The sequence below is a fragment of the Kibdelosporangium persicum genome (genome assembly GCF_013280595.1).
In the GTDB taxonomy this organism is placed as follows: domain Bacteria; phylum Actinomycetota; class Actinomycetes; order Mycobacteriales; family Pseudonocardiaceae; genus Kibdelosporangium; species Kibdelosporangium persicum.
Map to the genome: position 1 here is coordinate 321,297 of NZ_JAAATY010000007.1, position 26,255 is coordinate 347,551.

Here is a 26,255-nt window from a genome sequence, read left to right on the forward strand (position 1 = left end):
GGTTAGACCTCCATCCTTCTGCATGGTGCCCTGCCGACAGCAGCGTTCCGCACCGGCTCCCGCGCAGAATCGCTGATCGGCTTGCCCTTGCCGGGTCATCCGCGTGTCAGGGCCTGGCGGGACATCAGGCGGTGCGTGAAGTTCCTGCGACCTCGTGCGCGTGGAACCGGAACAGGTTGGTCAGATGCCGGTCGGCAACGCGCGCGAGCGCCAGTGCCCTGAGGTCGAAGGTACCCGGTTCCTCTGCCAACAGGCCGATCCCGGCTGTTGCCCGGTCGGTAGCCAGAGCGAGGGCGATTTTGGCGTGGATTCCGTTGCGGAACAAGAATTTCTCGAGGTAGCGCTGCGAGGAGGGATGCTGCTGGCTCAAGGGAGCCAGCATGTCGAGCGAGACCACGCCTGAGTGCTGGTAGAGAGGCAGGAACGCAGGCTGCGCGAAAGGATCGTGCTGATGGGCGCTTTCGATATAGTGCGTAACCATTCGACCGGCACGACCGTTCACCACGGGCGCGCGGTCGGTGAAGACCTCGGGCAGTGTCCGTCCGATGAAGAACGTAGCGTGCCGATACCCGAAGTAGCGGCCGAGTGAATCGACCACTGCCTCCTGAAAGGCGCTGAGGTTCGGCGCACGTTCGCACTCGTCCAGTAGGCCCAATAGCTTTTGTAGATCCGCGGCGTGCAACAGCTGGGCTGGGTCCGCCGGCGGCCGACCGGTGAACGATCGACGCGACCTGAGCTCGGGCAAGGACTGTGCTGGGTACGGGTGGTCCGGCAAGCTGATCCAGCCCACTGTGGACGTTTCCTTGATCGCGACCCGCACCGGCCGGAAAGTGGCGGGGTCGGTGTCCGTGCTATGCCGGACGACTTCGTCGAAGAACCACCCGGATGTGATCATAGCCAGCTCACCAGGCGATTCGGCCAGCGCCGTCCGCACTGCGGGAGCGTTCAGCAATCGGAGCGCCAAGTTGATCGAGGTGCCAGTGACCCCGTGCTCGTCGTAGGCGACTTCTCCGGCGTGCAGGGCCATCCGCAGCCGGATCTGTTCTTCGGCCGGGTGACTCGTGTTGTGGTGGTGCAGCGCTGTTGCCAGTGCCAGCGGCACCGAGTCCACGAACGGGGCCTTGAGTACCTGGGCAGGGGCCAGCACGATCACACCATCGCCCCGATCCTCGTGGTCGCATTCGGCCCACGGAATGCCTGCCTTGTCGAACGCCTGCCGCAGAGCGCGGTACAGGCCCGCGCGCACGGTGAGTTGATGGGGTCTGGTCCGGCGCTGCTCTGTGAAACCTTCGACGTCGACGACCAGGACTGTGCGGTGGACGGCTGCTCGTGGATACTTCATCTGTCTCTCCCCTTCCCCGTGCACCGCCGCAGGGATCGCGCCTACCGCGTTGCCTGGCGGTCTCTTCATGGCCCCTGGGCATCGTCCAGGGGCCATGGATTACCCAGAAATTGGATCAGAGTGGATGTTTGGGGCCGAAGCCGTAGGTGAGGTTGTCGAAGTAGTAGTTGGGCCCGGTGGCCCCGCCACTCGGCAGATTGCTCACCGAACTGTCATAGGCTTTGAAGATCGCCACTGATCGGGTCAAGCAGTTGTTCCACAGCGCGTCGTACGATTGTCCGTAGAGTTGGCTGACCTTGTTGGACGCGGCCCCCACTGAGCTGTTGGGAGTGTCCTTACAGCGCCATTGGGTGTAGTAGCCACGCGTGATTCCCTTACCCCGCAAGCCCCTGAACGTGTCGAACATGGTGTTGAGGTCGCCGCTGTCCCGCCAGTTGTAGGACGCTGATTCGGTGGCGCCGAAGTTCCAGCTCTGGCTGTCACCGATACGAAACGCCCACCCGACGTGTCCCATCCTGGCTGGACCGACCGGGGCGCCGGTAGGGGCGTTGAACATACAGACAACCCCTGGCCCCAGCGCTTGTGCCGGAACGGCCGCGACCGTCAGTGCCGCGAATCCCATGGCAGCGCCGATCACGATCGCGAGCTCGCTTGCTTCGTTGTCGTGGCGACTTTTTCTCCATCACAGCCTTCCCTTTCCGTTGTCCTGACCGGTACGGGAGGAATGGTGGTGCGATCCACGGCGACGTGTCATGCCGTGCGTTGTATGACGGGTGGTGGCACCACATCTACTACGCCGGTACCCAGAGTTCCGCGTACGGGTCTGGTTCGAGCAGCAGTCCGCCGCCCGCGGCGATGAGTGTTTCCCTGGCTCTGACAACGGACTCGGCGTCTGGCGGGGTGGTGCCCCGGGTGACGAGGATGGTCAGCAGCACCTTGGCGTCGTCGATGTCGGCGCGTACCACGACCGCCTGGTTATGGTCAGCCAGTGAAAGCAGCAGCGTGCGGGCGGCGCCGGCCAGCACGGCGAGGTTTTTCTCGTTAGGTCGCTCTGCGCGGAGCCGACGGTCGTGGAGGTCGACCGACAGTCCGGCGGCGCGCGCTTCTTCAGCCACGCGATGTAGGTCGTTCCCCACGGGTGTCGCCTCGGTCTCGACCAGTCGCCGCAGCCACGCCGCTCGGCTTCGGACCACCTCACGTTGGTTCTGATCGGTGATCAGGTCGCTGTACGCCAGTGCCTCCAGGGTTTGCAGTATCCGGTCATGCAAGGCGCGCACGTGGCGATGCCGTTCACGTTCGACTGCCAATTGGGTAGCGCTGGTCACTTCACGCCGCCGGGCCTCGACGATCTCCGCGTCCGCCCGGCGTTGTGCACGCACGGCCGCCCAGCCGATCACCGTGTAGGCCACGTAACCCGGCACCACTCCCAGAGTCGCCACCGGGTCCACGTGGTGAAAGACACTGACAGCCAACGTGTAGCCACCGCTCCAGGTCAGGCCGGCCAGCACCGCCCCCAGAGCCGACCGCACCGCCATGCCCAGCGTCAAGGACAGCAGAACGGTGTACGGAAAGGTGAAGAAACTCCACCCCTGCGGCCAGTACGGTGTGATCGAGGCGTTGGCGAGCATGGCGGCAGGCCCCATGGGGATGTCCACGGCCAGACCGGCCCGGGTGACCATCCCGGCGCGCCGCCAGATGAGCAGGACGACGCAGGTGCACAACGCCAATCCGGCCAGCAGCACCAGCGCGAGTGCCGGCTCGGAGAACTTCCGCCACACGAAAGGCACTGCGAAGGCGACCACGGCCAACGCACTCAGCCGAATCACCACGGCGATGAGCAGAGCTGCCTGCGCCAGTGCTCCATCGAGAGCGGCGATGTACCGGTCGCGCAACGTCATCGGTTCACCGGCACCGAAACGAGTACCCGCGTTCCCCTGCTCGGAAAGGACTCGATGCGCGCCTGGCCGTCGACCTCGATCAGCCGCCGCTGGATCGACTCGCGAATGCCCACCCCGACAGGCGCCACCGAGGTGTCGAAACCTCTTCCGCCGTCGATCACTTCAATCGTGAGGGCGCCGTCGACGACGTCGAGGTTGACGTCGGCCTCGGTGACACCCGCGTGTTTGACCACGTTCGTCAACGCTTCCCGTGTCGCGCCAAGCAACGCGTCCGTTCTCTCGCCAGTCAGCTCTGGGCGCGTTGCCGCCCACCGGACATTGAGCCGTAGACCTGTCGACTCCTTCTCCCGGAACAACTGCTGGAGATCGTCGAACACGTCGCCTGAGCCTGCGGCTGGTTCGGCCGCGACAAGCCGCCGGAGCCAGGCTGTCTCGGATCTCAACTGCTGCCGGACGTACTCATCGGGCACCGCGTCCGCGGCCATGAGGCCCTCCAACACGTCCAGCAGTGCGCCACGAAGCATCTGGGCCTGCCGTACTCGCTCACGTTCCCTGGCGAGGCGGCTCGCCGCAGCGACGGCGTGTTCCCTCTGGGTGTCAAGGTGGTTCGCCGCGATGCGGACCGAAGTCGCGATCAGCCAGCTGATCATCGTGACCACGAGCGGATTGGCTATGTCCGGCACGACTGTCCATGTCACTTCCGTCATGGTGGCGGCAACGGCGACAGCGGCAGCCGCGCCCACCCCCAGCGTCGTCACGAAGGACCACCCGGCCAATCCAGCCACTGGAACAGCGATGATCAGATAGTTGTAGGAGTGGCTGACGGTGTCGGTGGGCGGGATGGTTCCCGGCCAGAGCACGGCGATCGTGACGGCCACGTCGGCGAACGCCGCCACCTGCGGAATTCGGCGCCGCCGAAGGCAAATCGTGATGAACAGCAAGCTTTCCGTGACGCAGAAGCCGACTACACCCAGTAGTAGCGGAGTCCCCGCTATGACCAACGGAACCAACAACGGCAGTGAGAACAACCGGCCCACGGCCACCACCACGACCAGGACCCGCTCGACATGGTTGGCTGCGCTCTTGACCGCGCTCACCACTTCAGCTTGGCCTACCGGTCACCGGACGGGAACCCGCTCCACAAACAAAGTGGGGCACCGTGTGGTGCGAATGACCGACACACCGCCCCCTACCGGGCCCGGCCACCCGCCTCACACAATGCCGGAGGGGGAGCCAACTCCCAGATGCGTCCATCGGGAGGACGACACCCGCCCAAGGAGAACGCCAGAATGACCACAGAGGGCAACCGGCGGCCGGAGGAGGACGACGTGATCCGGGTGGCCATCGTCGACGACCACCCGATCGCCCGCTACGGCATCGAACACGTACTCACCGGCACTCGCCACATCGACGTCGTCCTCACCGCGGGATCCGTCCGGGAACTCGCCGAGGCCTTGCCCGAGCACACGGCACTGGACGTCCTCATCGTCGACCTGTACCTCGGCACAGACGAACCAGCGCTGGCCGCGGTCACCGAACTGGCCGCCAGTACCCGGGTTCTGGTCATGTCCGCCTCCGGGCGGCCCGCGGACGTCCTTGGCGCCATCCGCGCCGGGGCGAGCGGGTACATCACCAAGCACTCCGGCGCCGAGCTGATCATCTCCACAGTCGAAACCGTGGCAGCGGGCGGTTTCCTGCTCTCGGCGGAACTCGCCGACGTCATCCAGGCCGAGTTGATCAAGCATCTGCCGGCCGCGACCACCCCCGCCGCGGACTCCGGACCGCGGTTGTCGCCTCGCGAGGAGGAGACACTGCGGTGGGTCGCGAAAGGATTCACCCACGCCCAGATCGGAACCCGAATGGGTGTCAGCAAAGCCACCGTCGACACGTACGTGGAACGCATCCGCGCGAAACTCCAAGTCGGCAACAAAGCCGAACTCACCCGCGCAGCGCTCAACCGACTCAACAACCCAGGCACCAACCCAGGACGCTGGGTCTGACAGCGCTGCACGAGACGGCGACGGCCTTCCACGGACAGCGGGTTACCGAGGAGCACGAGGCTATCCTCCAGGCCGGTTGTCGCTTCCGCGGGTCTGTGTCCTGATCACGCGCCGCAAACAGCCATCTCGTCACCCCGCGTGTGCGCTACGACCACGCCGTCACACCAGGCGATCAAGGCGACGGCTGACGCCGCTGGGCGCTGCGGTGATCGTCGCGCGGCGGAATGCGTTTGCCCCAAAGGACAGCACCACCCACCAAACCGATCTCCGCGACGACCTGATCCAATACTTGACCGCGCTCAGCAACTCCCTCGCCGGGTTCTTCGCCATCGCGGCAGCCGCGTCGTTCTCGGGGCTGCTCACCGCCACCGGCCTGTCGCCCGCGGAGATCCGCGAACAGGCCATGGGCGACCAGCTGCTCCCACAGACGCGAACCATCTACCGGCAGGCCGCGGCCCGCGGCGAGATCATCCTGGAAGGCATTCCGCCAGCGGTGCTCGCCCTGCCATTCGACCTCGTACGACACGACTTGCTCATACCTCAAACCCCTCAACGCCGAACGCATCCACTCGATCGTCGATGAGATATTCCTGCGCCTCGTGCGGGCCCACCGCACGAGCTGAGGACCTGCTCAGAGCCGCTACCAGCCGCTTGCCGACCAGCTGGCCGAGTATCGCGAAACATTGAAGGCAAGCAGGAAATGACGTCCGATCGAGACTGATCTCGGTGGCATCGCCGTGAGACAACCGAGAAACGCCAGATCGGACAAGATCGACATGTCATTCGTGGTGGGACCCTACATGATCACGGGCCGCGCTGTTGATCTACTAGTTGGTCACTCGATGTGGTGATACCGGTTCGTCCTAATTCGCCGCCGGCGAGGCCGGTCGGTTGCACCCCGACCTCAAGTTCGGCGACGTTGTGCTGGCCAAGAAGATCTACGCGATCCACGGCGGCAAGGAGGACGACACGGGATTTCGGCCACGTCCCATCTCATGGCAGCCCGATCATGGCCACCTCCAGCGGGCCGAACGTGTCGCCGAGGACGACGCGTGGCGAAACGCGCGTCCCGACCGGCGGCGAGTTGAGGCGAAAGCAGTCGTACGCGCGATCGCTTCCGGCGAGGTCGTGTTGGACTCGGTCGATTCGCCGCTCGCGCGGATACTCAAAGAGCAGTACAACGATGCCGCGGCGATCGAGATGGAGGGAGCCGGGGCCGCGGTCGCCAGCCACCTGAACAAGTCGCTCCCCATGGTTGTCCTACGGGGAATCAGCGACTATGCCAACGGCCAGAAGGAAGCGGCCGATCAGGACGGCTGGCAGGAACACGCCGCGCGCAACGCAGCGGCGTTCGCCGTGACTCTGTTGACAGAACTCATACCCGACCGCTGGGCCGCCTCATCGCAGGCCGCTCGTGCGGTGGAGGAAGACCTGCTGTACGGGAGCGCGGAACAGCAGATCGCAGCCACGGATGCCTTGAGCAGCGGTCGTTTTGAGAACGCGGTGTCCGTGCTGGTGCGAGGTTTCGAGGCGACCCTCGACCCTGATGTGACCTGTCGGATCATCGCGGCACTGGGCCGTTTGAGGACCATTCTCGCACGGGATGCCTTAAGAACCCTGAAACCACGCTATCGGATCGAGGAGCTCGCCATTCGCCGAGCCCTCGAGGCGTGGCAGGAACCACTGGAATGAAAGGGGATCGACTTTATGAAACGCCGACATTGGCTGCGAAAGCCGAGGACCGTCGTACTGGCGGCGGCGGTCCTTCTCGGCACCAGCACAACCGGTTGTGGCATGTTCTCGGATTCGCCCGAGCCTCAGCCGGAGTCGGAGCCAGCGTGCATACGCGACAAGACACCGTACTCGCTGGGGCCGGACACCTACGCTGAGGTTGGAAAACTGGGTGATGCGAGAGGGAACGGCCGTCCCTTCGTGACCGTTTTCGACGAGCAGCACGCATCGCGCATCGGGCAGGTGGAAATAGCCATGATGCTCAACCGCCTCTACCACACCGCCAACCTGCGGAATCTGGCGCTGGAGGGGAGCATCATCGAGAAGCCTCGACCGAACCTCGCGTGGTTCACCTCGAAACCGGACGCTCGACTCCGTGCCGATGTGGCGTTGCAGCTACTGCGGGAAGGCGAGGTGAGCGCCGCGGAGTTCGCGGCGATGGCCCTACCCGGCTTCCAGTTGCATCCGATCGAGCACGAGAACGAGCACCAGGTCGACCTGCCGGACGCGGCCACCCGCTCGTACACCTCGTACATGGTGGCCATCGCGGTGATGTCCATGACGGACAGTCAGGCCACGCAAGCGGAAGCGCTCCTCAAACAGGGCAAGAATGAGGATGTGATCAAGTTCATCATCGACTCGAATCCATGGACCAAGGAGCGGTACGAGCTCTACATGCGCAAGGCACCCGTGGTGACCACCGAGGAGATGCAGAAGCTCGGCACCGAACTCGAAGACAAGGCCCGGCAGGTCGGCGCCGACGTCTCGGAGTACCGCGATGGCCTCCAAGCCGCTCGTAAGTTCTTCGACACAGCCACGCAGCGCAGTTCCACGATGGCCGCGGCGACGGCCGACATCGCCACAGCGCGTATGGGCGAGTGCGCGCCGATCGCCATGAACATCGGCGCAGCCCACTCCAGCCAGGTCGCGGGTCTGTTCGGCCACAAGAACGTGTCCTATGCTGTGGTCTCGCCGTCCTCACTGGAAACGGGTACCACCATCGGCAACGGCAGCATGGCCCTGCCAGTGTACGAACGCAAGGTGAAGGGCCAGTCGGTCGATCCGGCCGGCGGCATCGGGGCCTTCCTGGACGGACGACGCAAGCCGCCACTGGCCAGTCAGAACGAATGGTTCAAGGCCAAAGCCGAGCTCGGCTACGGCACCGCCGTCATCGCCAGTGCGGCCGCCGCGGCGGGCGGTTCGGGCATGCAGCCTCCGTTCGGCCTCGATCAGAAGCAGTTGGGCCTGGGCGGATCCGGGCTGGACGCACCGTCCATCTCCATTGACCTCTCCACGATCAGGATAAGGCCGGTCCAGGACAACGGGACCACGCGAAACGACGTCATCTTCCAGGTCACGCTGCTCAAGCAGAAAACCGCACTGTGGATCCGAGCGGGTGCTTTCGCTGCGCAGCCCGGCGCGCACGACGAAAAGCTGACTTTGCAGCAAAGCCTCGAACAAGCGCTCAAGAAGATGCGTGAGGAGCTCAAGAACGAGCCTCCCACCGACGACCCGCCAACTTCGGGGCAACCGAAGGTGGCCGAGATCGTCCCCGGCATCAAAGCCGCAGTCGCAACCAGTGAGGAGGCCGCCGCGGCCGTGAAACTGTCCCCGTCGTGACTGGCGTCAGAGGCAGTCTCACGTGTACTCGGCGGGCGTCCAGCCTAACGACCTCGTGCATGGTTGGCGTTGAGGCGTGGCGGGCCGTGGGAGCGGCGGGCGTTACATGGTTGTTCCGGCTGGCAGTGCGGCGACGGGTTGCCGGGTCGGTTGGGTGTGTTGGTGGTCGGAGAGCAGTCCGGCGACGGCGCGGACGGTGTCGTCGAGGGTGTCGCGGCGGCCGAGGTGCCGGGTCAGGCTGCGCCAGTTCTTCATGTGGGCGATGGTGTGCTCGACACGGACTCGCCGACGAGCATGAGATTTCCTTTGCAACCACTACACCCGCCACCGCGTCCGCCACCCCGGCATGGTGTTGGCCGAGCGGCGCCTCGGGAAAGGCGACTTGCTGTCGGTGGGCGAACTGGCGGCCGTGGCGCACCTGCCCACCGACGAGGCGATCCCCGGCGTCCAACGCGCCGGAGCCCGCGCTATCGCCCCGCCGCCGGGCATCGCCACACCGGGGCCGCAGGCCAAGCCGATCGGCGTCACCGACACCGGACACGAACGCCCAGTGGCGTTGCGCGTCCCGGACGCGCGGCACCACCTGCACGTCATCGGCGCGACCGGCTCAGGCAAGTCCACGTTGGTGGGCAACATGATCCTGGCGGACGCCGAAGCCGGGCGCGGGATCGTGCTGATCGACCCCAAAGGCGACCTCGTCACCGACGTCCTCTCCCGGCTCCCGAAATCCGCAGGAGACCGCGTCGTGATCTTCGACGCCGACTCGAAAACCCGGCCACCGTGCCTCAACCCCCTAGATGGCGGGGAAACCGACCTCACTGTCGACAACCTCGTCTCGGTTTTCCGGCGGGTGTACTCGGCGTTCTGGGGTCCGCGCACCGACGACGTGATGCGCGCTGCCTGCCGACCCTGCGCGCCCAGGAAGGCGTCGCCACTCTCGCGGACCTGCCGAAGCTGCTGGCCGATCCCGCGTTCCGGTCACGCGTCACGGCCGGGGTCACCGACCCTGCGCTGCGCGGGTTCTGGTCCTGGTACGAGGAACTCACCGACTCCTCCCGCAGCCAGGTCATCTCGCCCTTGATGAACAAGCTGCGCGCGTTCCTGCTGCGGCCCTTCGTGCGTGACGCCATCGCAAGCGGGCGCTCCACAGTGGACATGAGTGAGATGCTGGACGGCGGCATTTGCCTGGTGCGTATGATCAAGCAACGAACGAGACTATTCGCCAGAGTTGCGGTTCTCATGGTGCTTCCCGATAGTTCATCGGTGTCACGGGGTCCTGTTCTGGTGTGCGATTACGGTGATCGTGACCGCTATCCCGATGACCACTGTTGTGATCGCGGCTGTGGTCGGCCAGCCGAACCATTCGACTGCTGTAGCACCGAAGGCGCTACCGAGACTTCCGCCCACGAAGTACACCAGCATGTACGCGCTGTTGAAACGTGCCGGTGCCGCGGGGTCGATGGACAGGACGGTGCTCTGGTTCGCGACCTGAGCGGCGAAGAGACCCGCGTCGAAAACAGCCAGACAAACAAGGGTTACGACGGTGTTCGCGAGCGTGAAGCCGACGACAGCTGCGGCGGTCCCCGCCAATACCAAGCCCACCAGGATGACGCGCCGGGCGCCCACTCGATCGGTCCAGGTACCGGCGACCTGTGTCGCCAGGATGCCCGAGAGACCGGCTAGTGCGTACAGGCCGATCCGCTCTGCTGAGTACGAATATGGGGGCTGCGAGAGGGCTACTGCGAGCCCGGCCCACACAACGCAGAACGCGAAGAACCACAAGGCACCGCGGGTTGCCGCAAGCCGTAGTGAGGCATACCGAACGAACAATCCGGGAATTGAGCACAGGGTGGCAAGGTAGCCGTGCTCGGTGCCGCCCCGCGTGGCTGGGAGCACCAACAGCGACCACAATGCAACGAGCGCACAGGCAGTGGCGAACACGAGAACCGTGCCACGCCAGCCAATCTCGTCAGCAAGCCAACCGCCAACGATCCTGCCGGCAAGGATCCCGGCTGAGATCCCAGCGGTCACGATTCCCAGGATCGCCGCGCGGCGACGCTCAGTCGCGAGCCGACCCGCTACTGAACTGAGGCCCGCGCCCACTGCCGAACAGGCTCCGATCACGCCGACCACCGGCCCCAACACCAACACACCGCCCACAGCGGCACTCAACGCCAACGCAATGGCCAGGACCCCGAACTGAACCGCGAGCACCCGACCCGGGGAGAAACGGTCGACCAGGGGAACAAGAAGGCCGAGTCCGACCATGTATCCAGCTGGGCCGCACGCAAGCGCGACTCCGACAGCGGTGATCGAGGAGCCCAACGAGTCCGCGACGGCCGCGATCGCAGGCTGCAGCGGGTAGATCGTGGACGTGCCCAGCGCGGCCGCAAGCGACATGAACCACACGACGGAACCACGCAGTTGTGCGGCGATCGGGGTCTTGGCGGCAGGATCAACATTCACGGGGACCGATCGTAGGCAAACAGCAACCCCCAACGCTGGCGGAATATAGACATCACCGTCACCCCGGGACCGTCACACCACCGCCTGCCCTCGCACCGCAACTGCCGTAACCGCAAGCAAACAACCTCAGTAACCATCCCGGTCGGCGATCCATCCGGTGAACATCAGCCGGCACATTTCAATCCATTATGGACAGCATCGGGGTGGAACACCCTGCGCTCTGCCACACAACCGTCTCCGATACCCAGGAAGTGATCCCGCATGTCCACATCCACCAAGATCGCCGTCGGCGCGGCAGCCGCGGTACTGCTGCTACCCGTGCTGCTCGCCGCCGCTGCCGGCAGCGTAATCAGCGCTGTCTTCGGCCGCGGCACCAGCACCCCGAGCCAGACCGCGATAGCCGACATACCCGCCGACTACCTCACCCTCTACCAGCAAGCCGCCACCGAATGCCTCGGACTTGACTGGTCCATCCTCGCCGCCATCGGCAAGATTGAAAGCAACCACGGCCGGAGCACTTCGGTCGGCGTCGTGGACGGCACATCGAACTACGCGGGTGCCCGTGGGCCGATGCAATTTCTCCAGTCCACATTCGATAGTGTGATCACTCGGCACACGATCCCACCCGGCGGGAAGAGCCCACCATCCCCCTGGGACAAACACGATGCGATCTTCGCAGCCAGTTTCTACCTCTGCGACAACAACGCCGGCCACGGCCTGCGCGCCGCGATCTTCGCCTACAACCACGCCGACTGGTACGTCGACAAGGTGCCCACCCAAGCCACCCTCTACCGCGGCGCCCCGCCCGACGACAGCCCGGCCCGCCAAGCAGCCCTGGCCGCCGTGGCTTTTGCTCAAGCTCAACTCGGCAAACCCTACGTCTGGGGCGGCGATGGCGACTCCGAAGGCGGATTCGACTGCAGTGGCCTCACCCACGCTGCCTACCACGCGGCGGGCGTCACCATCCCGCGCACCGCACAAACCCAACACAACGCCGGACCACTGCTCCCGCGCGGAACACCACTGCTACCCGGCGACCTGGTGTTCTTCAGCAGCCGCCCCGGCAAGATCACACACGTCGGCATCGCCATCTCCAGCACCCACATGATCAACGCCCCCTACACCGGCGCCGTCATCCGCATCGACCCCATTGGCCGCTACCTCGCCGCAACAAGACCGTCACAAGGACCGGCAGCATGAGACCGCGCGGAGGAATAGAGCACCCCTGAAATAAGTACCCTCCGCCAGTCAATGGACCCGATGGTGGGCATGCGGGCTTCGACTGCTCGGGCTTGACCAAGGCTGCCTATGAAGCCGCCGGGGTTACCTTGCCACGCACCGCCCAGACCCAGTTCAACGCCGGACCCCGCGTCCCGGCCGGACAGCCGCTGTTGCCGGGCGACCACGTCTTCTACGGCACGCCCATCAAGATCCACCATGTCGGCCTCTACATCGGTGGCGGACGCATGATCAACGCGCCGACGTTTGGCCAACCGGTGCGGATCAACAACTATCGGTACAAAGGAGACGATTACGCAGGCGCTACAAGTCCCGCTGGTTCCGTTGCGGTTCGCGTGTAGTTCCGCGCACACTTGACCATTTTCGCGCGCAGACGACTACAACATGATCATTTGATCAAGTGCTGCGGAAGGAGTGAAGTCGGGTCCACCGGATCACCCGGTGGACCCGACTTCGTTGCTTCTATTGTTCGAGTGCCCTGGCTTGTGTGAGCCAAGTGGTGAACATGTGTGTGTCGATGTCTTCGATGTCGGCGAGTTTGACGCTGGCCATCTGGCGTGCGCCAGGTTGGAGACGGCCGGAGGGGTCGGTGATCTCCTGCCCGCGCCACAGTCCGAAGGTGACGTAGGACTTGTACGCCTTGATCAGCGCCACGGGTGTCTGGCCGGCTCTGTCCCCGAGCCCCCACACCGGATGCCCGTGCCACATGGCGCTGTGTGCGCCGGGCAGCGCGTCGTCGATGGTGGCGCGAAGTGCCTGGGCAGTTTCCCGCAGCGGTGTGTCGAGCGTGTTGATGTAGGCGGTGATCTGGTTGCTCATCGGGTGGCCCCGGTCTGGTAGTGCAGGTGGACGACGCCGGTGTCGAAGGTCCGCGTACCGGCCAGGGCTAGGTCGACGCGCTTGCCCTCATCGGGGAACAGCCGGGTGCCGGTGCCGAGAACGATCGGGAACACCATGAGGTGCAGGTCGTCGAGCAGCCCGGCTGCCAGCAGGGTGCGGACCACGCAGATGCTGCCGGAGATGTTGATGTTCCGGCCCGGAGTGTTCTTCAGCTCGGTCAGCCGCGCCGCCAGGTCGCCGGTGAGGATCTCGCTGTTGTTCCAGTCGGCCGCGGTGAGGGTGGTGGATGCCACGAGCTTGCGCATCCCGTTGAACGCGTCGGCCATCGGCCCGGTCTGACTTGCCCAGTGCGCGGCGAACTCCTCGTACGTGGCTCGGCCAAGCAGCAGCGTGTCGGCCTCGGCGATCAATCCGGTGATCACGGCGCCGGCCTCCTCTGTCATGTGCTGGAAGGTCCACTGCTCCGGCGCGCCGACCACGCCGTCGGCGGAGATGAACAGCCCGGCCACGATCCTGCGGTTCGTCACGTCGCTCTCCTTCATCGTTGGTGATCAGTGACAGCGACTACGTTCCGTCAGCGCGAGCCCACCATCAAGAACACTTACGGCTACGATCGTTGCGTCCCAGTCAACGATGGGAGCCGACGTGCTGGAACGCACCGAGACAGAGGTGTTGCTCGCCCTCGCTGAGGAGCTGCACTTCGGCCGCACCGCCGAACGACTGCGGCTCACCACCAGCCAGGTGAGCCGCACCGTGAAAAGCCTGGAACGACGCATCGGTGCGCCGCTGTTCGCCCGCACCAGCAGGGCCGTCGCGCTCACCTCGATCGGCGCCCGCCTCGTCGAGGACCTCCGGCCCCACGTCAAGGGCATGGACGCGGCGGTACGGACTGCCATTGAGGCCGGCCGGGGTGTCAGCGGGACGCTGCGAGTCGCGTTCGTCGGGGCCGCGGCCGGTCAACTCCTGCTCAAGGCGGTGGCACTGTTCGGCAGCCGGTACCCCGACTGCGAGGTGCACATCCACGAGGCCCAGGTACACGACGCCTGCGAACGCGTCTACAGCGGAGCAGTGGACGTGCTGATCACCGGACTTCCGGTGCGCGGAGTACGGGTGGGACCGGTGCTGTTGTCCGAACCGCAGTTCCTGGCCGTCCCACGCCGACACCGCCTCGCCAACCGGACCAAGGTGACCAGGGAGGTGCTCGCCGACCACCCGGTCGTCCAGATGCCCGACACACTCCCGGAAGAGACCAGGCGCTACCGCATCCCCGACACCACCCCGAGCGGACGACCTGTGCGGCACGGCCCGAAAGCCAACACCTTCCCCGAGATCCTCACCCTCGTCGCCGCCGGGCAAGGCGTGTTCCCCGTCGGCGAGCACGTGACGCGCTTCTACCCCCGACCGGACATCACCTACATCCCGATGCCCGACGCCCCACCCCTGCAATGGGCACCGGTATGGCTCGACACAAACGAAACCGGCCCAGTACGCGCATTCGTCACCTGCGCCACTGAGATCACCGCATCACCCGCTTCGACCAAGTCAGCGTGACGGATTTGTGGGTGGGAAGGACGACCTGGCTCCTGTTGACGGATTGGGCTCGCGGCAACGTCCCACACCGGGTGGTCCTGCTGGGCCGATCGATGCATGCCGATGGGCAGGGGGCATCGGTGGCCCGGGTCAGTTCTCCAGGAGGGTGCGCAGCGTCTGGCGAAGCTGATCCGTCGCATTCGGACTGATCGCGGCCAGGAACGCGCTCTCTGCCTTCCCGTACGCCACCCGCGCCGCCTCGTAGGTCTGCATCCCCTGTTCGGTGAGCTCGACGACGTTCCTGCGCCGGTCTGTGGGGTCTGGTCGCCGCGTGACGATGCCCTTGCGCTCGAGCACGTCCAGCAACGCCACCATCGTGGTGCGGTCGATGCCGAGCGTCTGCGCCACCTGCAGCTGCGACGCCGGTTCCTGGTGGGCCAGGACCCGCAGTGCCCCGAAGTCCTTGCTGTCGATCCCCAGCTGTTCGAGTGCTGCGTCCGTCAACGCCGTGAGCTTGAGGGTCGCGTGCTTGAGGAGGTACCCCAGGACCTCGTGCGGGTCAGCGGTGGTGCTCGGCTCGGTGGACACGGCGCCTATCTTACGCTTAGTCTGATCGTCAGTAGTACTGACGATCAGACTTGCTGCGAAAGGTGCGATCATGATCCTCGTCACCGGAGGGCTCGGCTTCATCGGCTCCCACACCGTCCGCGCCCTCACCGAGGCCGGCGAGGAGTGCGTCCTGCTCCAGCGCCGTACCCCGCAGGTCCCCTCGCACATGGCCGGCCTGCCCGTCCACGTCGTCCAGGCCGACGTCGCCGACCTCGACGCCCTGCTCGCCGTGGGCCGGCAGTACCCGATCACCGGGATCGTGCACCTCGCCGTCGCTCTGCCGTGGCCGGTGACCGACACCGACCCGATCGAGGCCACAAGGGGCGCACTGGACGCGTTCCTCAACATCGTCCGCGCCGCGCAGACCTGGGGTGTGCGCCGTGTCGTGAACGCGAGCACCATCGGCGTCTACGGCTTCGCCTCCGAAGGCGCGCTGACCGAGGACGTACCGATCCCCCTGGGGCACTTCCACGCCATCCCGACGTTCAAGAAGGTCACCGAACTTCTTGCCGGCCATCTCTCGGACGTGACCGGCGTGGACATCGTCAACGCACGCATCTCCGGCACCTGGGGGCCCGGCGGCCACCTGCCCGACCCGTTCTTCGCCGCCCCCTCCCTGGCTCATGCCGCAGCCCGGCGCAGCGAACCCGACCTGTCCGGACTCATCGCACCGCCGCACGCCGAAGACGCTCTCGATCTGCTCTACGTCAAGGACACCGGTCGCGCGCTCGCGCTGCTGCAGCTCGCCGGGAAGCTGAACCACTCCACGTACAACGTCGCCTCTGGTCGCGCCACGAGCAACGCCGACGTCGTCACCGCGATCAACTCCGTCGAGCCCGACTTCCAGTGCGAGCTCCCCTCGGCCGCAGACCGCCCGGTGCGCTGGCTCGACATCACACGCCTGCGCGAGGACACCGGGTTCGAGCCCCAGTACGACACCGCCGCGGCTGCCGCGGACTACATTGCCTGGCTGCGCGCGGGAAACCAGCGATAACCCCCAGCCGCCCTCGGCTGCCGTCACGCAGATCCGATCGTTGCCTTGCCGGAGGACGATTCCCATCGTCCTCCGGCAAGGACCCTCACCAGTCCGACCTCGACCGTTCTCCACCTGCCCGCGGCGGGGAGCGTGATGCGTGCTTCAGGCCGGTTTACGATCCGGGGCCTTCCTTCGACGACGTATCCGAGCGGGCCGCCGGTGGGGGACTGAAAGGTGAATCCGCTCGTCGAGTGTGTCTTGCGTACTCGGCTGGCGGCGTGGATTTCGTCGGCGAACACCACCAACACGCCAAGGTCACGGGCCGGGATGCTCGCGGCCACTTGCACGGCGGCGAGCAGGTTGGCGGGGCCATCCGCGCCGGCCAGTGTCGGGTTGCGCATCGCGCCCGTCACGACGACGGGCTCTGATCGACCGAGGGATAGGTCAAGCAGGTATGCCGTTTCCTCGATCGTGTCCGTGCCCTGGGTGACGACGACGCCGTCCACGCCATCTGCGAGACATCGGCGGATCGCCTCGATCAACTCCTCGAGGTCGTCGAAGGTGAGGGATGCGCCGGGAACCCGGCGGAAGTCCTGGACTTCGACGGTGATGCCGGAGTCGGCCAGGCCGGGGACGGCGGCGACGAGTTGGTCAGCCGACAGCGCTGGTACGACGCCACCGCCTTCGCTGGCAGTCATGGCGATGGTGCCACCGAGGCCGAACACCGTCACACGGCGTCCAGGCGTTGCGGAGAGGTCGGGCACAGGCGTCCTGTCGGCTGTCGAGGAAGGCGATCACAGCAGCCTATTGTCTGCCGCATCCGGCAGCTGCGAGCCCTGCATCTCACCGATGTGCGCGGCGGCCGGTTGCACGTCGACGACCGCGCCATCCCTCTCGGGGTCCCCGTCCGGCTCCGGTTTGCTGTGACAAGGAGATCGCCATGTCAAGAATCCTCGCGGCCCAGAATGGGCGGCGCATGCAGTCGCGCTCGAGCGGCCAGGACTGGATCGTGTCATGGCATCCACCGCGAACTCCTCTTGAGGGCACACCACACGGAGCAGCTGGCGTCTGTTTGACCAGCGACCACCAACTCGTCTTGATCAGCCACGACGGCAAGCACTGGGGCTTTCCGGCCGGCCGGCCGGAGGGCCACGAAAGCCCAGAGGAAACACTTCACCGGGAGATGCTCGAGGAGGCGTGCGCGACTGTGACGGGCGCGCAACTGCTGGGCTTTGCCCGCAGTGAATGCGTCAACGGATGGCAGTACGGCCTTGTCCTCGTCCGGTCCTACTGGCGAGCCGATGTCGAAGTCGCGCCCTGGAAACCGATGTACGAGATCCGGCACCGTCGTCTGGTCGCGGCAGCCGAGGCAACCGATCACGTGAGAGATCCTGACCCGGTCGCCACCCGCATCTCGCACCGTGCTCTGGCGGAGGCTGGGCTCAGCTAGCCCCAGCAGGCTTCCCAGACAGGGCAAGCACATGAGTGGTGGCCGAACCGAGTCTGTCCCTGTGTACTGTGAACCTCGGGATCCAGATGCCCTCATGGCACCTCCACCCACCCGGAGTTCGTTTCAGGGTTCACCGACGGCGACGCCGCGACCCGTCGCGTCGAAGCCCTGCTGCTGAGGAACTTCGATGCCACCGAGGTGCTGGTCACCACCAAGCAAGGCTAGCTGTTGTGCGTCGCGCCCGGAGTGTTGGTCGACGCGGCCACCGAATTCGCCCGCCACCTTGAGGTTGTCCTCTCGCCCGAGCGGAGATGGCAGGTCGCTGTGGGACGGGCGCATCCTGGCCCCGGCGGGATCCTCCGATCCTATGAGGAGGCCCGCAGCACGTTGGAACTCGCTGACTCCCTTGGTCTGGACGCCCGTGTCCTCAAAGCGACCGAACTTTTGGTCTTCCAGGTGCTGTTCCGCGACCGGTCAGCGATCATCGACCTCGTCAACACCGTCCTCGGCCCACTCGACAACACTCGTGGTGGCGCGCGACCACTCCTGGAGACGCTCTCGGCCTACTTCGCGGAGGCCGACAACGCGGCCGCTGTCGCCCGGCGGTTGTTTCTCAGCGTTCGGGCCGTCACCTATCGTCTCGACCGGATCAAGCACTGACCGGCCACGATCCGCGAAATCCGGCACAGCGATTCACTTGGGACGCGCCAGCACCGGGTGTGGTCGGCTGTGCTCGTTGGGCATGCGGTCGTCGCCCAGCGCTGACGGGCGCTGTTCGGCGGGGCAAGCTGCCGGGGTAGCACCGCCGACATCACCCAGGCCCGCCACGCCCGGCGTGACCGACTGGCTCGAACATACGCTCGGCGGGCCTACCTGCGCTCATGACGCCTCGCGGTGCGCCAGCCGACGACTTGAGGGACGCACCGTCCCGGCTCAACCGGTCCTACGGCCTGGACTACAGGACGATCATGTCCGGTGCGCTGCTAGCCGTGCTGCCGCTGGTGGTGCTGTTCGTGCCGTTCGCCCGCAACTTCATCGCCGACGCCGTGAGTGCGCCCTGCGCGGCTGACCGCGAGTCCTACCAGGGGAGGTTTTCCTCGTCGTCGTCGGTCTCCGTGTCCTTGCGCCGCGGAGGCCGCCCCTGCGGAGCATTGGCCTGGGGAGCGTTGCCCTGCGGGGAATCCGGTTCGGACCCGGCCGGTTCGTCGTCGTCTTCCTCGTCGTCTTCCTCGTCGTCTTCCTCGTCGTCGGCATCCGGGTCGGGGAAGCGGCTGCGCAGGTTGTCGACCATGAGCGTGCGGGTCTGCGGGTCCTGCTCGCCGATCTCCTCGTCCATGATGTCCGAGACGCGATCGGCGATCTGCGACTGGGCACGCCGCATGGTGGTGAGGATCTGGTCGGACAGCTCCTCGAGCGGCATCGTGCGGGCCGAGCCGGCCAACTGCAGCCTGGTGATGCTGCCGTCGGCGCGTACGGTGACCTTGACCGAACCGTCGCTGTTGGACGAGGTCAGCCGCAGCTCCTCGGTGCGTTGCTGCGTGGCCTGGTAGCGCTGAGCCTTCTCGGCGAGGCCCTGCGCCCAGGCGTTGACCCCGGCCATCGCCTCTTCCGGGCTGCGCATCAGGTGGCCGAGTCCGTTCGGGCTCGTCATGTCACATCCTTCTCTGGCTCAAGGCAAGAACATCAGGCGAACGAGAACTGCTGTCCCTTGGGGTCCTTCTTCCACGGTACGAAGCCACCCTTGCCGTCCGGCGCCAGGAACTCGCCGGTGATCGTGTCCATCCGGGTGCCCTTCGGCGGAAGGTCGGCCAACGGCATCATGCCATTGGCCTTCAGCTTGTCCACCACTTCCGGCGTGACGTTCTTGTACTCCGCGTTGATCTCGATGTAGTCCCGGATGGACCGCTCGAACGGGTTGGGCGAGTTCGGGAACTTGACGTCGTCGCTGACCTTGACGTTGTACTCGATCTTGACGTTGTCCGGCAGGCCCGACTTCTGCCACGCCTCGCCGTTGACCCGGTCGACGAAGTCCTTCACGGCCTTCTCCACGCCGCCGTGGTGCGCCTTGTTCGCCTTGTCGGTCAGCGGCGTCAGGTTGTCCGACGTGCCCTTCCCGCCGAGGTTGTCGTTCTCCAGGTGCCCCTTGATCCACTTGGTGTCCGGGGCCATGTTGTTGTCGCTGAGGTGGTCGGCCAGCTCCTGGGAAAGCTTGTTCTCGCCGTACCATTCCCCGGTCACGGGGTCCTGCTTGTTGGTGGTGATCGCAGCCTGGTTCAGGTCCTCGACGTCGGTCAGGTGCCCCGGCTTGGGCGAGTTGCCCGCGGCGTTGCTGGTCGAGTTCCCCTTGCCGTAGGTCCCGCCGCCCTCCTTACCGCCACCCTGCTGCTGGGTACGCCCGGACTTCGGGTCGACGTCCGACCGCCTGGGTTTCTTGGCAGGCTGCCCAAGCTGGCCCCCGTCGTGGTCGCCGCCAGGGCGTTTGGGCGGCCGGTTGCCGGAACCGCCCGCGCCACAAGGGGCCTTGTACATCAGGCCGAGCGGGTCGGTCTGCAGCAACGGGTTGGGCACGTACGCGGCGGGATCCGGCGCGGGACGCAGTCCCAACGGGTCCTGACTGAGATACCGGCCGGTCGCGGGGTCGTAGTACCGGTACACGTTGTAGTGCAAGCCGGTCTCGGGATCGGCGTACTGGCCGGGGAACCGCAGCGGGATACCGCCGGGTGTCGTCACCTTGCCCCACAAGGTCGCCCGGCGCCGCCACGTCAGCCCGGTCGTCGCGGCGGCCAGTTCAGTGGGCGAGCCGAGCTGGTCGGTCACGACCATGTTGACCCGGCGCGCACCGCCGATGAGCTCGGCCTGGGCGATCGGACGATCGTCGGCGGGGTGCCGTTCCCACGTCAGCACGTGCCGGATTCCCTGCGCGTCGGTGTACACCTGTTCGATGAGCTGGGTGTTGGCCCAGCCGAAGTCGACGCGTTCCGCCACCGTGCCGTCGGGCCTGAGCCGCAGCTTGGCGATCCGGCGTCCGAGCGGGTCGTAGAGGTATCGCCAGCGGGAACCGTCCGGCGTTGTCACGCCGGTCATCCGATCGAGCGGATCCCAGCTGTACAGCCAAGTCTGCGCACCGGCCGCCGGGTCGACGAGCGTGCGCCTGATCAGACGGCCCTGCGAGTCGTACGTGTAGCCCACGACTCCGGCCGAGGACAGCGTGTTCGCGACGTAGGTGCGCGTGCCGTTCTCGGCCTCGGGCGGCCACTGACCGGCCACTGTGGACTCGACGAGGTGGCCGGCGGGGTCGTACCGGTAGCTCTCGTGATGGTCGGCCGCGGCCACTTCGACGACACGACCGGCCGGGTCGTAGCCGTACCGCGTCACGCCTGACAGCGCGTCGGTCACCGCGTTCAGCGAACCGTCGGGCCGGTAGTCGAGTCGTCGCTGCTGCAACGGGCCGGACGGACTGGCGAGCGTTTGCCCGGTAAGGAGTTCCGCGTCGAACGACTGGGTGAGTTCGAGGGAGTCGTCGATCGTCCGGCGCAGTTCCCGGCCGGCTCGGTCGTGGTCGAAGCGCATTTCGTGCCCGGCGAACGTCAGTGTCGAAGGGATCCCGTCGCCGTCCACCCGCCAGTGACTGTCCACACCGGACGACGTGCGCCGGGAGACGACGTTGCCCGCACTGTCGTAGGAGAACACCACGCTGTTGCCGTTCGTCGTCTCCCTGAGCACGCGTCCGGACTCGTCACGGTCGAACTCCAGCGCGGCGTCGGCGTTCGCCGCGCGGACGAGCCTGCCGACTGGGTCGTAGGTGTACTCGGTGATGCCGGCCGGCGTATGCCGCCTGACGATGTTGCCCAGCAGGTCGCGGGTGTAGTCGATCGCCTCGCCGAGCCCGTTGACCGAGCGGACGAGTTGACCGGCCGCGTCGTAGAAGAACCGGAGCACCCTGCCGTCGAAGTCGCGTTCCTCGACCAGTCGCCCGGCCGGGTCATAACGGTAGTGCCAGGTCAGGCCGGCCGGGTTGGTGACCGACGTCAGCTTGAGTTCGGTGTCGTAGCTGTAGGTTGTGCGGGCACCGTTGGCGTCGATTGTGGCGGTACACAAGCCGAATGGGCCGTACTCGGCGAGTTCGGTCCCGCCGGTGACCGTCTTGTGCTCGATCTCGTTGCCCTCGGCGTCATAACGCCACTGCTCACGCGCGCCGGTTCGGCCGATCCGCGCTGCCCGAAGGCCTTCCACGGTCCACTCGAACCGGACCTGGCCGCCGAACACGTCGGTCCGCGCCCGGGGACGGCCGAACAAGTCCCGGTACTCGCTCTCGTCCTCGCCGGATTCCGGCTCTCCGTCGGCATCTCCGGCGGGCAACCCGGTCGCGACGCCGATCTGTTCGCTGGTCAGGTCCGGAACACCCGCGCCCGGCTGCCCGGTGTACTCACGCGACCAGGTGCGTTCGCCTTCGGCGACCTCGATGATCAACGGCTGGGCCGGATCGGAGTTGACCGACACGACGGAGCCGTCGGGCCGGACGACGCCGCTGAGCCTGCCGAAGGCGTCGTAGGTGAAGGAAGTGGTACGGCCCAACGGATCCGTGCGGGACAACAGCTTGTCGTAGCGGTCGTGCACGAATTCCGTGACATTCCCGAGCGGATCGGTCTCCCGCACCACCTGACGCAGGTCGTTCAGTTCGAACGTCGTGGTGTGGCCGAGGGAGTCCGTGTACCGGGTGACACCTGGCTTGTACTCGAAGGTGCCATCGAGGTAGCCCTTGTCGCCGACTGTGCGGACGCACCTGCCCTGGTCGTCGTAGACGTACCGGTACCAGGCGCCGTTGCGGTCCTGCCAGCCCAGCACCCGGCCGGAGTCGTCGTAGTCGAACACCATCGGCTTGCCGGACGAGTTGACCACGGCGGTCAGCCGGCCGAGGTGGTCGTAGCCGAACGCCGCCACCTGGACCGTCATTCCGCCCGAGGCGTCCACAACGGACAGACGGCGCAGCCTGCGGTCCTCGATGCCCAGGTCGACCCGGTAACCGTCGGAGTGCAGCCAGGACACCGGAACGCCGTCGGCGTTGTGCTCGATCCGGATGACACTGTCACCGCCGCCTTCGATGGCGGTCAGCGGGTGCGTGCCATCCGCGGCCGGCTTGGCCGCGAATGTCAGGGTCCGCCGCCGCGCTGGATCGTTGATGACATACGCGCCGGAAGCGTCGATGCTCAGCGGCCAGCGCGGGCCTTCCAACGGCTCCTGCGGCCGGCCACCGGGCGACGGCAGCGGGTAGACCAGGATCATACCGTCCGGCGAGAAGTAGCAGGCGTGCTCCTTGTCCAGCTCCAGCCGCTGGTCCACACTGGACGCCCACGACGGGCCGAACAGCCTGCCCGCACGGTAGGACGAGACATGCGTGCGCTGCAGCACGAGCTCAAGCGCACCGGGGAAGCTTACGTCGTCCTGGATCAGGATCATCTCGCCGGACGCGACGTCGATCGGGTCGGACTTGCACACGCGGTTGTCCGGACCGACGCCGGTGTCCCGCGCATTGTCGGGCTTGTTGGGGTTCGGCGACGGGTCGGGTGTCTTGCCGCTGCCGGAAGGACCGCTGCCGGAAGGCGTGGTCGATCCGCCGCCAGGGGTGGGGGAAGGCGTCGAGTCCGGACCGCCCTTGGGGGTGGGGGAGGGATCCGGGCCACCCTTGGGAGTTCCGCCACCGTCAGGCGAACCCGACGGTGTCGTACTGCCGTTCCCGCTTCCTGAAGGTGTGGTGTCGCCGTTGCCGCCCTTGGGCACGCTGGTGTCCTTCGGCGGCGGGCCGATGTCGCCGTTCTTCTTGATCGGGTCGACCTTGCCCGGCTTGATGTTCCGGAACGCCTTGGCCGCGTCGGAGAACAGGTCCCCGGCCCGCTTCAGCAACGGGATCAGGTTCTTGATGGCCTTGATCAGCCGGTTGGTGAACTGGGCGATGTTCGCGGCGGTCTTGGCCACCGCGTTGACCACCTGTGGCACCACCCACGTCAGCCCGATGCCGAGGGTGAACAGCACCTGCAGCGCCCAGCTGATCATGTGCCCGACCAGCTCGGCGATGATGTCCCGGACCAGCGCACGGACCGCCGCGACGACCTCACCGGCGGTCTGGACACCGCTGGACGCGCCCTCGCAGCCCTGCTGTGCCGAATTCAGCAGCGCGACCGTGTCGTCGACTCGCTTGCGGTACGCGTCAGCGGACGCACCGGTCCACGACGCGGTGTCCGCCTCGGTCATCTTGGCGAGGTCCTGGCCGATGGCGCCGAGCTCGGTGGCGACGTTCTTCCAGGTCTGCGCCTGGGCCTTGACTTCGTCGGCATTGCCGGTGAGGCCGTCGAGGGCCTCCTTGAGCGGTCCGACATGCTCCATCAGCCAGCCGACACCGTTGGCGAGGATCGCTCCGAACGGGTCGAGCGCCACCGACAGCGCATCCAGCGCGGTGCCGACTGTGCCCAGCGCGACCGAAGCCCACTCGCCGCTCTCGATGGCGGACTTCAGTTCGTGCCCGGACTCCAGCAACGACATGCCGGTGTACCACTGAGTCGAGTCCTGGACCGGAGCGACCAGGGGGTTCGTCACTACGCGAGCTCCTTCAGGCCTGGTTGAACGAACTGTCGAACGAAGCCTTCTGCGCCTGGTCGTCGTTCCGGTACGCCTCGGCTGCGACGCGGACGTTGCCCGCGATCTGCTGGATGCCTTCGACGGCGGCGGTGATCGTGTCCTTCGCCTGTTCGCCCGTGGGGTTGACGATCGGCGGCAGGAAGGCGCAGATGAGGCCGTACGCGTCCGGCGACATCGCGGTGTTCGCTGCCGCGGAGGCTGTCTGCAGTCTGTCCGTCAGGCCGTCGAGATGACTCCCGTGTGCAGCCAGATCATCGGGTTCTACGGCGAAACCGGATGTCACGCGCGCACACTCCAATCATGGGGCAAGCCACTGGGAAGGCTAGGAAGCTAGCAGGTGGGACGCGCACGGGTCAGCGACACATGGCCGGATGTGCACGAATCGCCAGTGATTCTTGCCCGCTTCACCAACACCGGACCAATCGGCGTGCAGCTTGTCGCTCCGCCCCAACGGAACCGACAGCGGTAACGGCGTGGCGGCCGCGGTCGACAGCAGAACTGTGAAAAGTTGCAGGGGCCGGTATCGCGCGGGGCCGTCGTAGTGCCGTAACAGTGGGCGAAGCGGCAGGGGTGGAAGAAGTCGAGCGGGCAGCGATCTCGGTGACGGTGACACCGCGTGGCCGGGTCAGCGGTCAGAAGTTCCTGATGGGCGTGCTGGAGGCGCGCCTGATGGATGTAGCCCATGGGGCCGAGGCCGGTGACCGGCCAACCGCACCGGATTCTGGGGGATTCGGAGCCGGCGCGGTGCTGAGTCGCGACTGGGCCGGGATGCTCAGGTCCGCTTGTCGAACTCCAGCAGATCGATCACGTAACAGGCGAGATCACCGTCCGCGGTGTGGCCGATCCAGGTCGGATAGACGCCATCGCAGCCGATGGTGAACCCCACCGTCTGGCGACCGTCCTCGTCCTCGGATGGCTCCAGCAGCTCACCGAAGCCGAGGTCGGTTTTGGCGGTGTCGACAAATTCGCCGTACGTGCCGGTCTCGTGCAGCTCGCGGAGGTACTGCGCGTCGATCAAGCTGCCCTCGCCGCCGTCCACCGGAAAACCGTAGAAGCCCTCTTCGCTCAACTCGGTGGGGTCCTGGCCGGGCAGCAGCGCCATGGTCCAGGACGCCACCGGCTGGTCGCTGATGACCAGCCGCACCGCCAGTGGAATCGGAGCCCGCGTCTCGGCGCCGTCCAGCACCAGCGGGTGGAGCAGCACTGGGTAGCGTCCGGGCGGTGCGGTTTCGGTGAACCCGATCGGCTCCCAGCGCCATTCCGAGGCGACCACCTCGCCCGAGGGCAGCGACAGTTCGGTACGCAGCGGTTCGGCGACGGTCCCCGATCCGGACACGGTGTCGACCCTGGTGCCAGGGACGAGTAGCCGGTCGAAATCCGGCGGTGTCAATGCCATGGGATTATCCAACCATCTCCACCACAGCGGACAGTCCCGGTCGGTGCGGCGTCCGTGACGTGACGCATGTGCTTCTCAATGGGGTTGGGTGCTGACTCACATCATGACGATCATCGATGATGGTCACCATGGATTTGGTCTGGCTCGACGCGACAGAGCTGGCGCGCCTGATAGCCGTCGGCGAGGTTACCGCGGTCGAGGTCGTGCAGGCGCATCTGGATCGCATCGACGCGCTGGGCGAGCGGGTCAACGCGTTCGTCACCGTGCTGGGTGAGCAGGCTCTCGCCGCTGCCGCTCGCCCGCGTACCGGGCCGCTGGGTGGCGTGCCGTTCACGATCAAGGACTCGTTCGACACCGGGGGTGTGCGGACCACCCGGGGATCGTCGTTGTTCGCCGATCATGTGCCGGAGGCCGACGCCACCGCCGTGGCACGGCTGCGGGCCGCGGGCGGCATCCCGTTGGCGAAGACCAACTTGCCGGAGATGTCGTACTGGACCGAGACCGACAACCTCCTCGTCGGCCGGT

Annotated in this window: 23 protein-coding genes and 3 pseudogenes; 12 read left to right on the forward strand and 14 right to left on the reverse strand. The window is 66.3% G+C overall.

Going from position 1 to position 26,255, the window contains the following annotated elements; genetic code table 11:
• Positions 1-124 precede the first annotated feature (124 nt).
• From GC106_RS16015 to GC106_RS16030, 4 genes are all read right to left on the reverse strand, one after another.
• A complete protein-coding gene (locus tag GC106_RS16015; RefSeq protein WP_173130553.1) occupies positions 125-1,246 on the reverse strand; it encodes a hypothetical protein in 1,122 nt (373 codons plus the stop codon).
• Between the two features lie 211 nt (positions 1,247-1,457).
• Complete coding sequence (locus GC106_RS16020) at positions 1,458-1,979, reverse strand: hypothetical protein (protein WP_173130556.1); 522 nt, start codon at positions 1,977-1,979, stop codon at positions 1,458-1,460.
• Between the two features lie 154 nt (positions 1,980-2,133).
• Complete coding sequence (locus tag GC106_RS16025) at positions 2,134-3,240, reverse strand: sensor histidine kinase (protein ID WP_173130559.1); 1,107 nt, start codon at positions 3,238-3,240, stop codon at positions 2,134-2,136.
• Positions 3,237-4,337, reverse strand: coding sequence for a sensor histidine kinase (locus GC106_RS16030; protein ID WP_173130562.1), 1,101 nt, complete (start codon positions 4,335-4,337; stop codon positions 3,237-3,239). Before GC106_RS16030 ends, GC106_RS16025 begins: the two co-directional genes overlap by 4 nt.
• 192 nt (positions 4,338-4,529) lie before the next feature.
• On the opposite strand from GC106_RS16030, the gene GC106_RS16035 reads away from it, so the two are divergent.
• The 4 genes and pseudogenes from GC106_RS16035 to GC106_RS16050 all read left to right on the forward strand — a co-directional run bounded on the left by GC106_RS16035 (position 4,530) and on the right by GC106_RS16050 (position 8,591).
• Entirely contained in the window at positions 4,530-5,240 is a 711-nt protein-coding gene (locus GC106_RS16035) for a response regulator transcription factor (protein ID WP_173130565.1), read from the forward strand.
• 205 nt (positions 5,241-5,445) lie between these two features.
• On the forward strand, positions 5,446-5,823 hold the full coding sequence (locus tag GC106_RS47790; protein ID WP_312872676.1) for a TetR/AcrR family transcriptional regulator C-terminal ligand-binding domain-containing protein: 378 nt from the start codon (positions 5,446-5,448) through the stop codon (positions 5,821-5,823).
• 299 nt (positions 5,824-6,122) lie between these two features.
• Positions 6,123-6,932 (forward strand): annotated as a pseudogene (locus GC106_RS16045) (5'-methylthioadenosine/S-adenosylhomocysteine nucleosidase family protein); the annotation flags it as partial.
• A gap of 102 nt (positions 6,933-7,034) precedes the next feature.
• Entirely contained in the window at positions 7,035-8,591 is a 1,557-nt protein-coding gene (locus GC106_RS16050) for a hypothetical protein (RefSeq protein WP_173130570.1), read from the forward strand.
• A 102-nt stretch (positions 8,592-8,693) separates the two neighbouring features.
• Here GC106_RS16050 and GC106_RS16055 read toward each other — a convergent pair whose 3' ends face one another.
• Positions 8,694-8,846 (reverse strand): hypothetical protein, encoded by a 153-nt coding sequence (locus tag GC106_RS16055; protein WP_217280549.1) that lies wholly within the window; start codon positions 8,844-8,846, stop codon positions 8,694-8,696.
• 55 nt (positions 8,847-8,901) lie between these two features.
• Between GC106_RS16055 and GC106_RS16060 the strand changes: the two are divergent.
• Positions 8,902-9,794: pseudogene (locus GC106_RS16060) on the forward strand (type IV secretory system conjugative DNA transfer family protein); the annotation flags it as partial.
• Positions 9,795-9,857: 63 nt separating this feature from the next.
• Here GC106_RS16060 and GC106_RS16065 read toward each other — a convergent pair.
• Positions 9,858-10,991 carry an MFS transporter gene (locus GC106_RS16065; protein ID WP_217280590.1) on the reverse strand — a complete coding sequence of 378 codons (1,134 nt, stop codon included), beginning with the start codon at positions 10,989-10,991 and terminating at the stop codon, positions 9,858-9,860.
• A 327-nt stretch (positions 10,992-11,318) separates the two neighbouring features.
• Here GC106_RS16065 and GC106_RS16070 point away from each other — a divergent pair, with 327 nt between their 5' ends.
• Entirely contained in the window at positions 11,319-12,257 is a 939-nt protein-coding gene (locus GC106_RS16070) for a C40 family peptidase (protein ID WP_173130576.1), read from the forward strand.
• 50 nt (positions 12,258-12,307) lie between these two features.
• Positions 12,308-12,637: pseudogene (locus GC106_RS16075) on the forward strand (C40 family peptidase); the annotation flags it as partial.
• Positions 12,638-12,758: 121 nt separating this feature from the next.
• Here the strand turns inward: GC106_RS16075 and GC106_RS16080 are convergent.
• Both GC106_RS16080 and GC106_RS16085 read right to left on the reverse strand, forming a co-directional pair.
• Positions 12,759-13,115, reverse strand: coding sequence for a DUF1801 domain-containing protein (locus GC106_RS16080; RefSeq protein WP_173130579.1), 357 nt, complete (start codon positions 13,113-13,115; stop codon positions 12,759-12,761).
• Complete coding sequence (locus tag GC106_RS16085) at positions 13,112-13,663, reverse strand: dihydrofolate reductase family protein (protein WP_217280550.1); 552 nt, start codon at positions 13,661-13,663, stop codon at positions 13,112-13,114. The genes GC106_RS16080 and GC106_RS16085 overlap by 4 nt, the downstream gene beginning before the upstream one ends.
• A 118-nt stretch (positions 13,664-13,781) precedes the next feature.
• On the opposite strand from GC106_RS16085, the gene GC106_RS16090 reads away from it, so the two are divergent.
• Entirely contained in the window at positions 13,782-14,687 is a 906-nt protein-coding gene (locus GC106_RS16090; protein WP_173130585.1) for a LysR family transcriptional regulator, read from the forward strand.
• Between the two features lie 129 nt (positions 14,688-14,816).
• Here GC106_RS16090 and GC106_RS16095 read toward each other — a convergent pair whose 3' ends face one another.
• Positions 14,817-15,254, reverse strand: coding sequence for a MarR family winged helix-turn-helix transcriptional regulator (locus tag GC106_RS16095; protein WP_217280552.1), 438 nt, complete (start codon positions 15,252-15,254; stop codon positions 14,817-14,819).
• A gap of 70 nt (positions 15,255-15,324) precedes the next feature.
• On the opposite strand from GC106_RS16095, the gene GC106_RS16100 reads away from it, so the two are divergent.
• Positions 15,325-16,269, forward strand: a complete 945-nt coding sequence (locus GC106_RS16100; RefSeq protein WP_173130591.1) for an NAD-dependent epimerase/dehydratase family protein — start codon at positions 15,325-15,327, stop codon at positions 16,267-16,269.
• Between the two features lie 23 nt (positions 16,270-16,292).
• Here the strand turns inward: GC106_RS16100 and GC106_RS16105 are convergent, their stop codons facing one another.
• Positions 16,293-16,982 carry an asparaginase gene (locus GC106_RS16105; RefSeq protein WP_312872677.1) on the reverse strand — a complete coding sequence of 230 codons (690 nt, stop codon included), beginning with the start codon at positions 16,980-16,982 and terminating at the stop codon, positions 16,293-16,295.
• A 245-nt stretch (positions 16,983-17,227) separates the two neighbouring features.
• Here GC106_RS16105 and GC106_RS16110 point away from each other — a divergent pair, with 245 nt between their 5' ends.
• Positions 17,228-17,701: an NUDIX hydrolase gene (locus GC106_RS16110; protein ID WP_281368512.1), complete on the forward strand. Its 474-nt coding sequence runs from the start codon at positions 17,228-17,230 to the stop codon at positions 17,699-17,701.
• 228 nt (positions 17,702-17,929) lie between these two features.
• Positions 17,930-18,361: a PucR family transcriptional regulator gene (locus GC106_RS49985; RefSeq protein WP_173130596.1), complete on the forward strand. Its 432-nt coding sequence runs from the start codon at positions 17,930-17,932 to the stop codon at positions 18,359-18,361.
• A gap of 418 nt (positions 18,362-18,779) precedes the next feature.
• On the opposite strand, the gene GC106_RS16120 is transcribed toward GC106_RS49985, so the two are convergent.
• The 4 genes from GC106_RS16120 to GC106_RS16135 form a co-directional block, all read right to left on the reverse strand.
• Complete coding sequence (locus GC106_RS16120) at positions 18,780-19,352, reverse strand: YbaB/EbfC family nucleoid-associated protein (protein ID WP_173130598.1); 573 nt, start codon at positions 19,350-19,352, stop codon at positions 18,780-18,782.
• A 32-nt stretch (positions 19,353-19,384) separates the two neighbouring features.
• On the reverse strand, positions 19,385-24,292 hold the full coding sequence (locus GC106_RS16125; protein WP_312872678.1) for a DUF6531 domain-containing protein: 4,908 nt from the start codon (positions 24,290-24,292) through the stop codon (positions 19,385-19,387).
• A gap of 13 nt (positions 24,293-24,305) precedes the next feature.
• Positions 24,306-24,617 (reverse strand): type VII secretion target, encoded by a 312-nt coding sequence (locus GC106_RS16130; protein WP_173130601.1) that lies wholly within the window; start codon positions 24,615-24,617, stop codon positions 24,306-24,308.
• A 489-nt stretch (positions 24,618-25,106) separates the two neighbouring features.
• Positions 25,107-25,730 (reverse strand): DUF4241 domain-containing protein, encoded by a 624-nt coding sequence (locus tag GC106_RS16135; protein ID WP_173130604.1) that lies wholly within the window; start codon positions 25,728-25,730, stop codon positions 25,107-25,109.
• 128 nt (positions 25,731-25,858) lie between these two features.
• Between GC106_RS16135 and GC106_RS16140 the strand changes: the two genes are divergently transcribed.
• A partial coding sequence (locus tag GC106_RS16140) for an amidase family protein (RefSeq protein ID WP_246365768.1) occupies positions 25,859-26,255 on the forward strand: 397 nt, incomplete at its 3' end.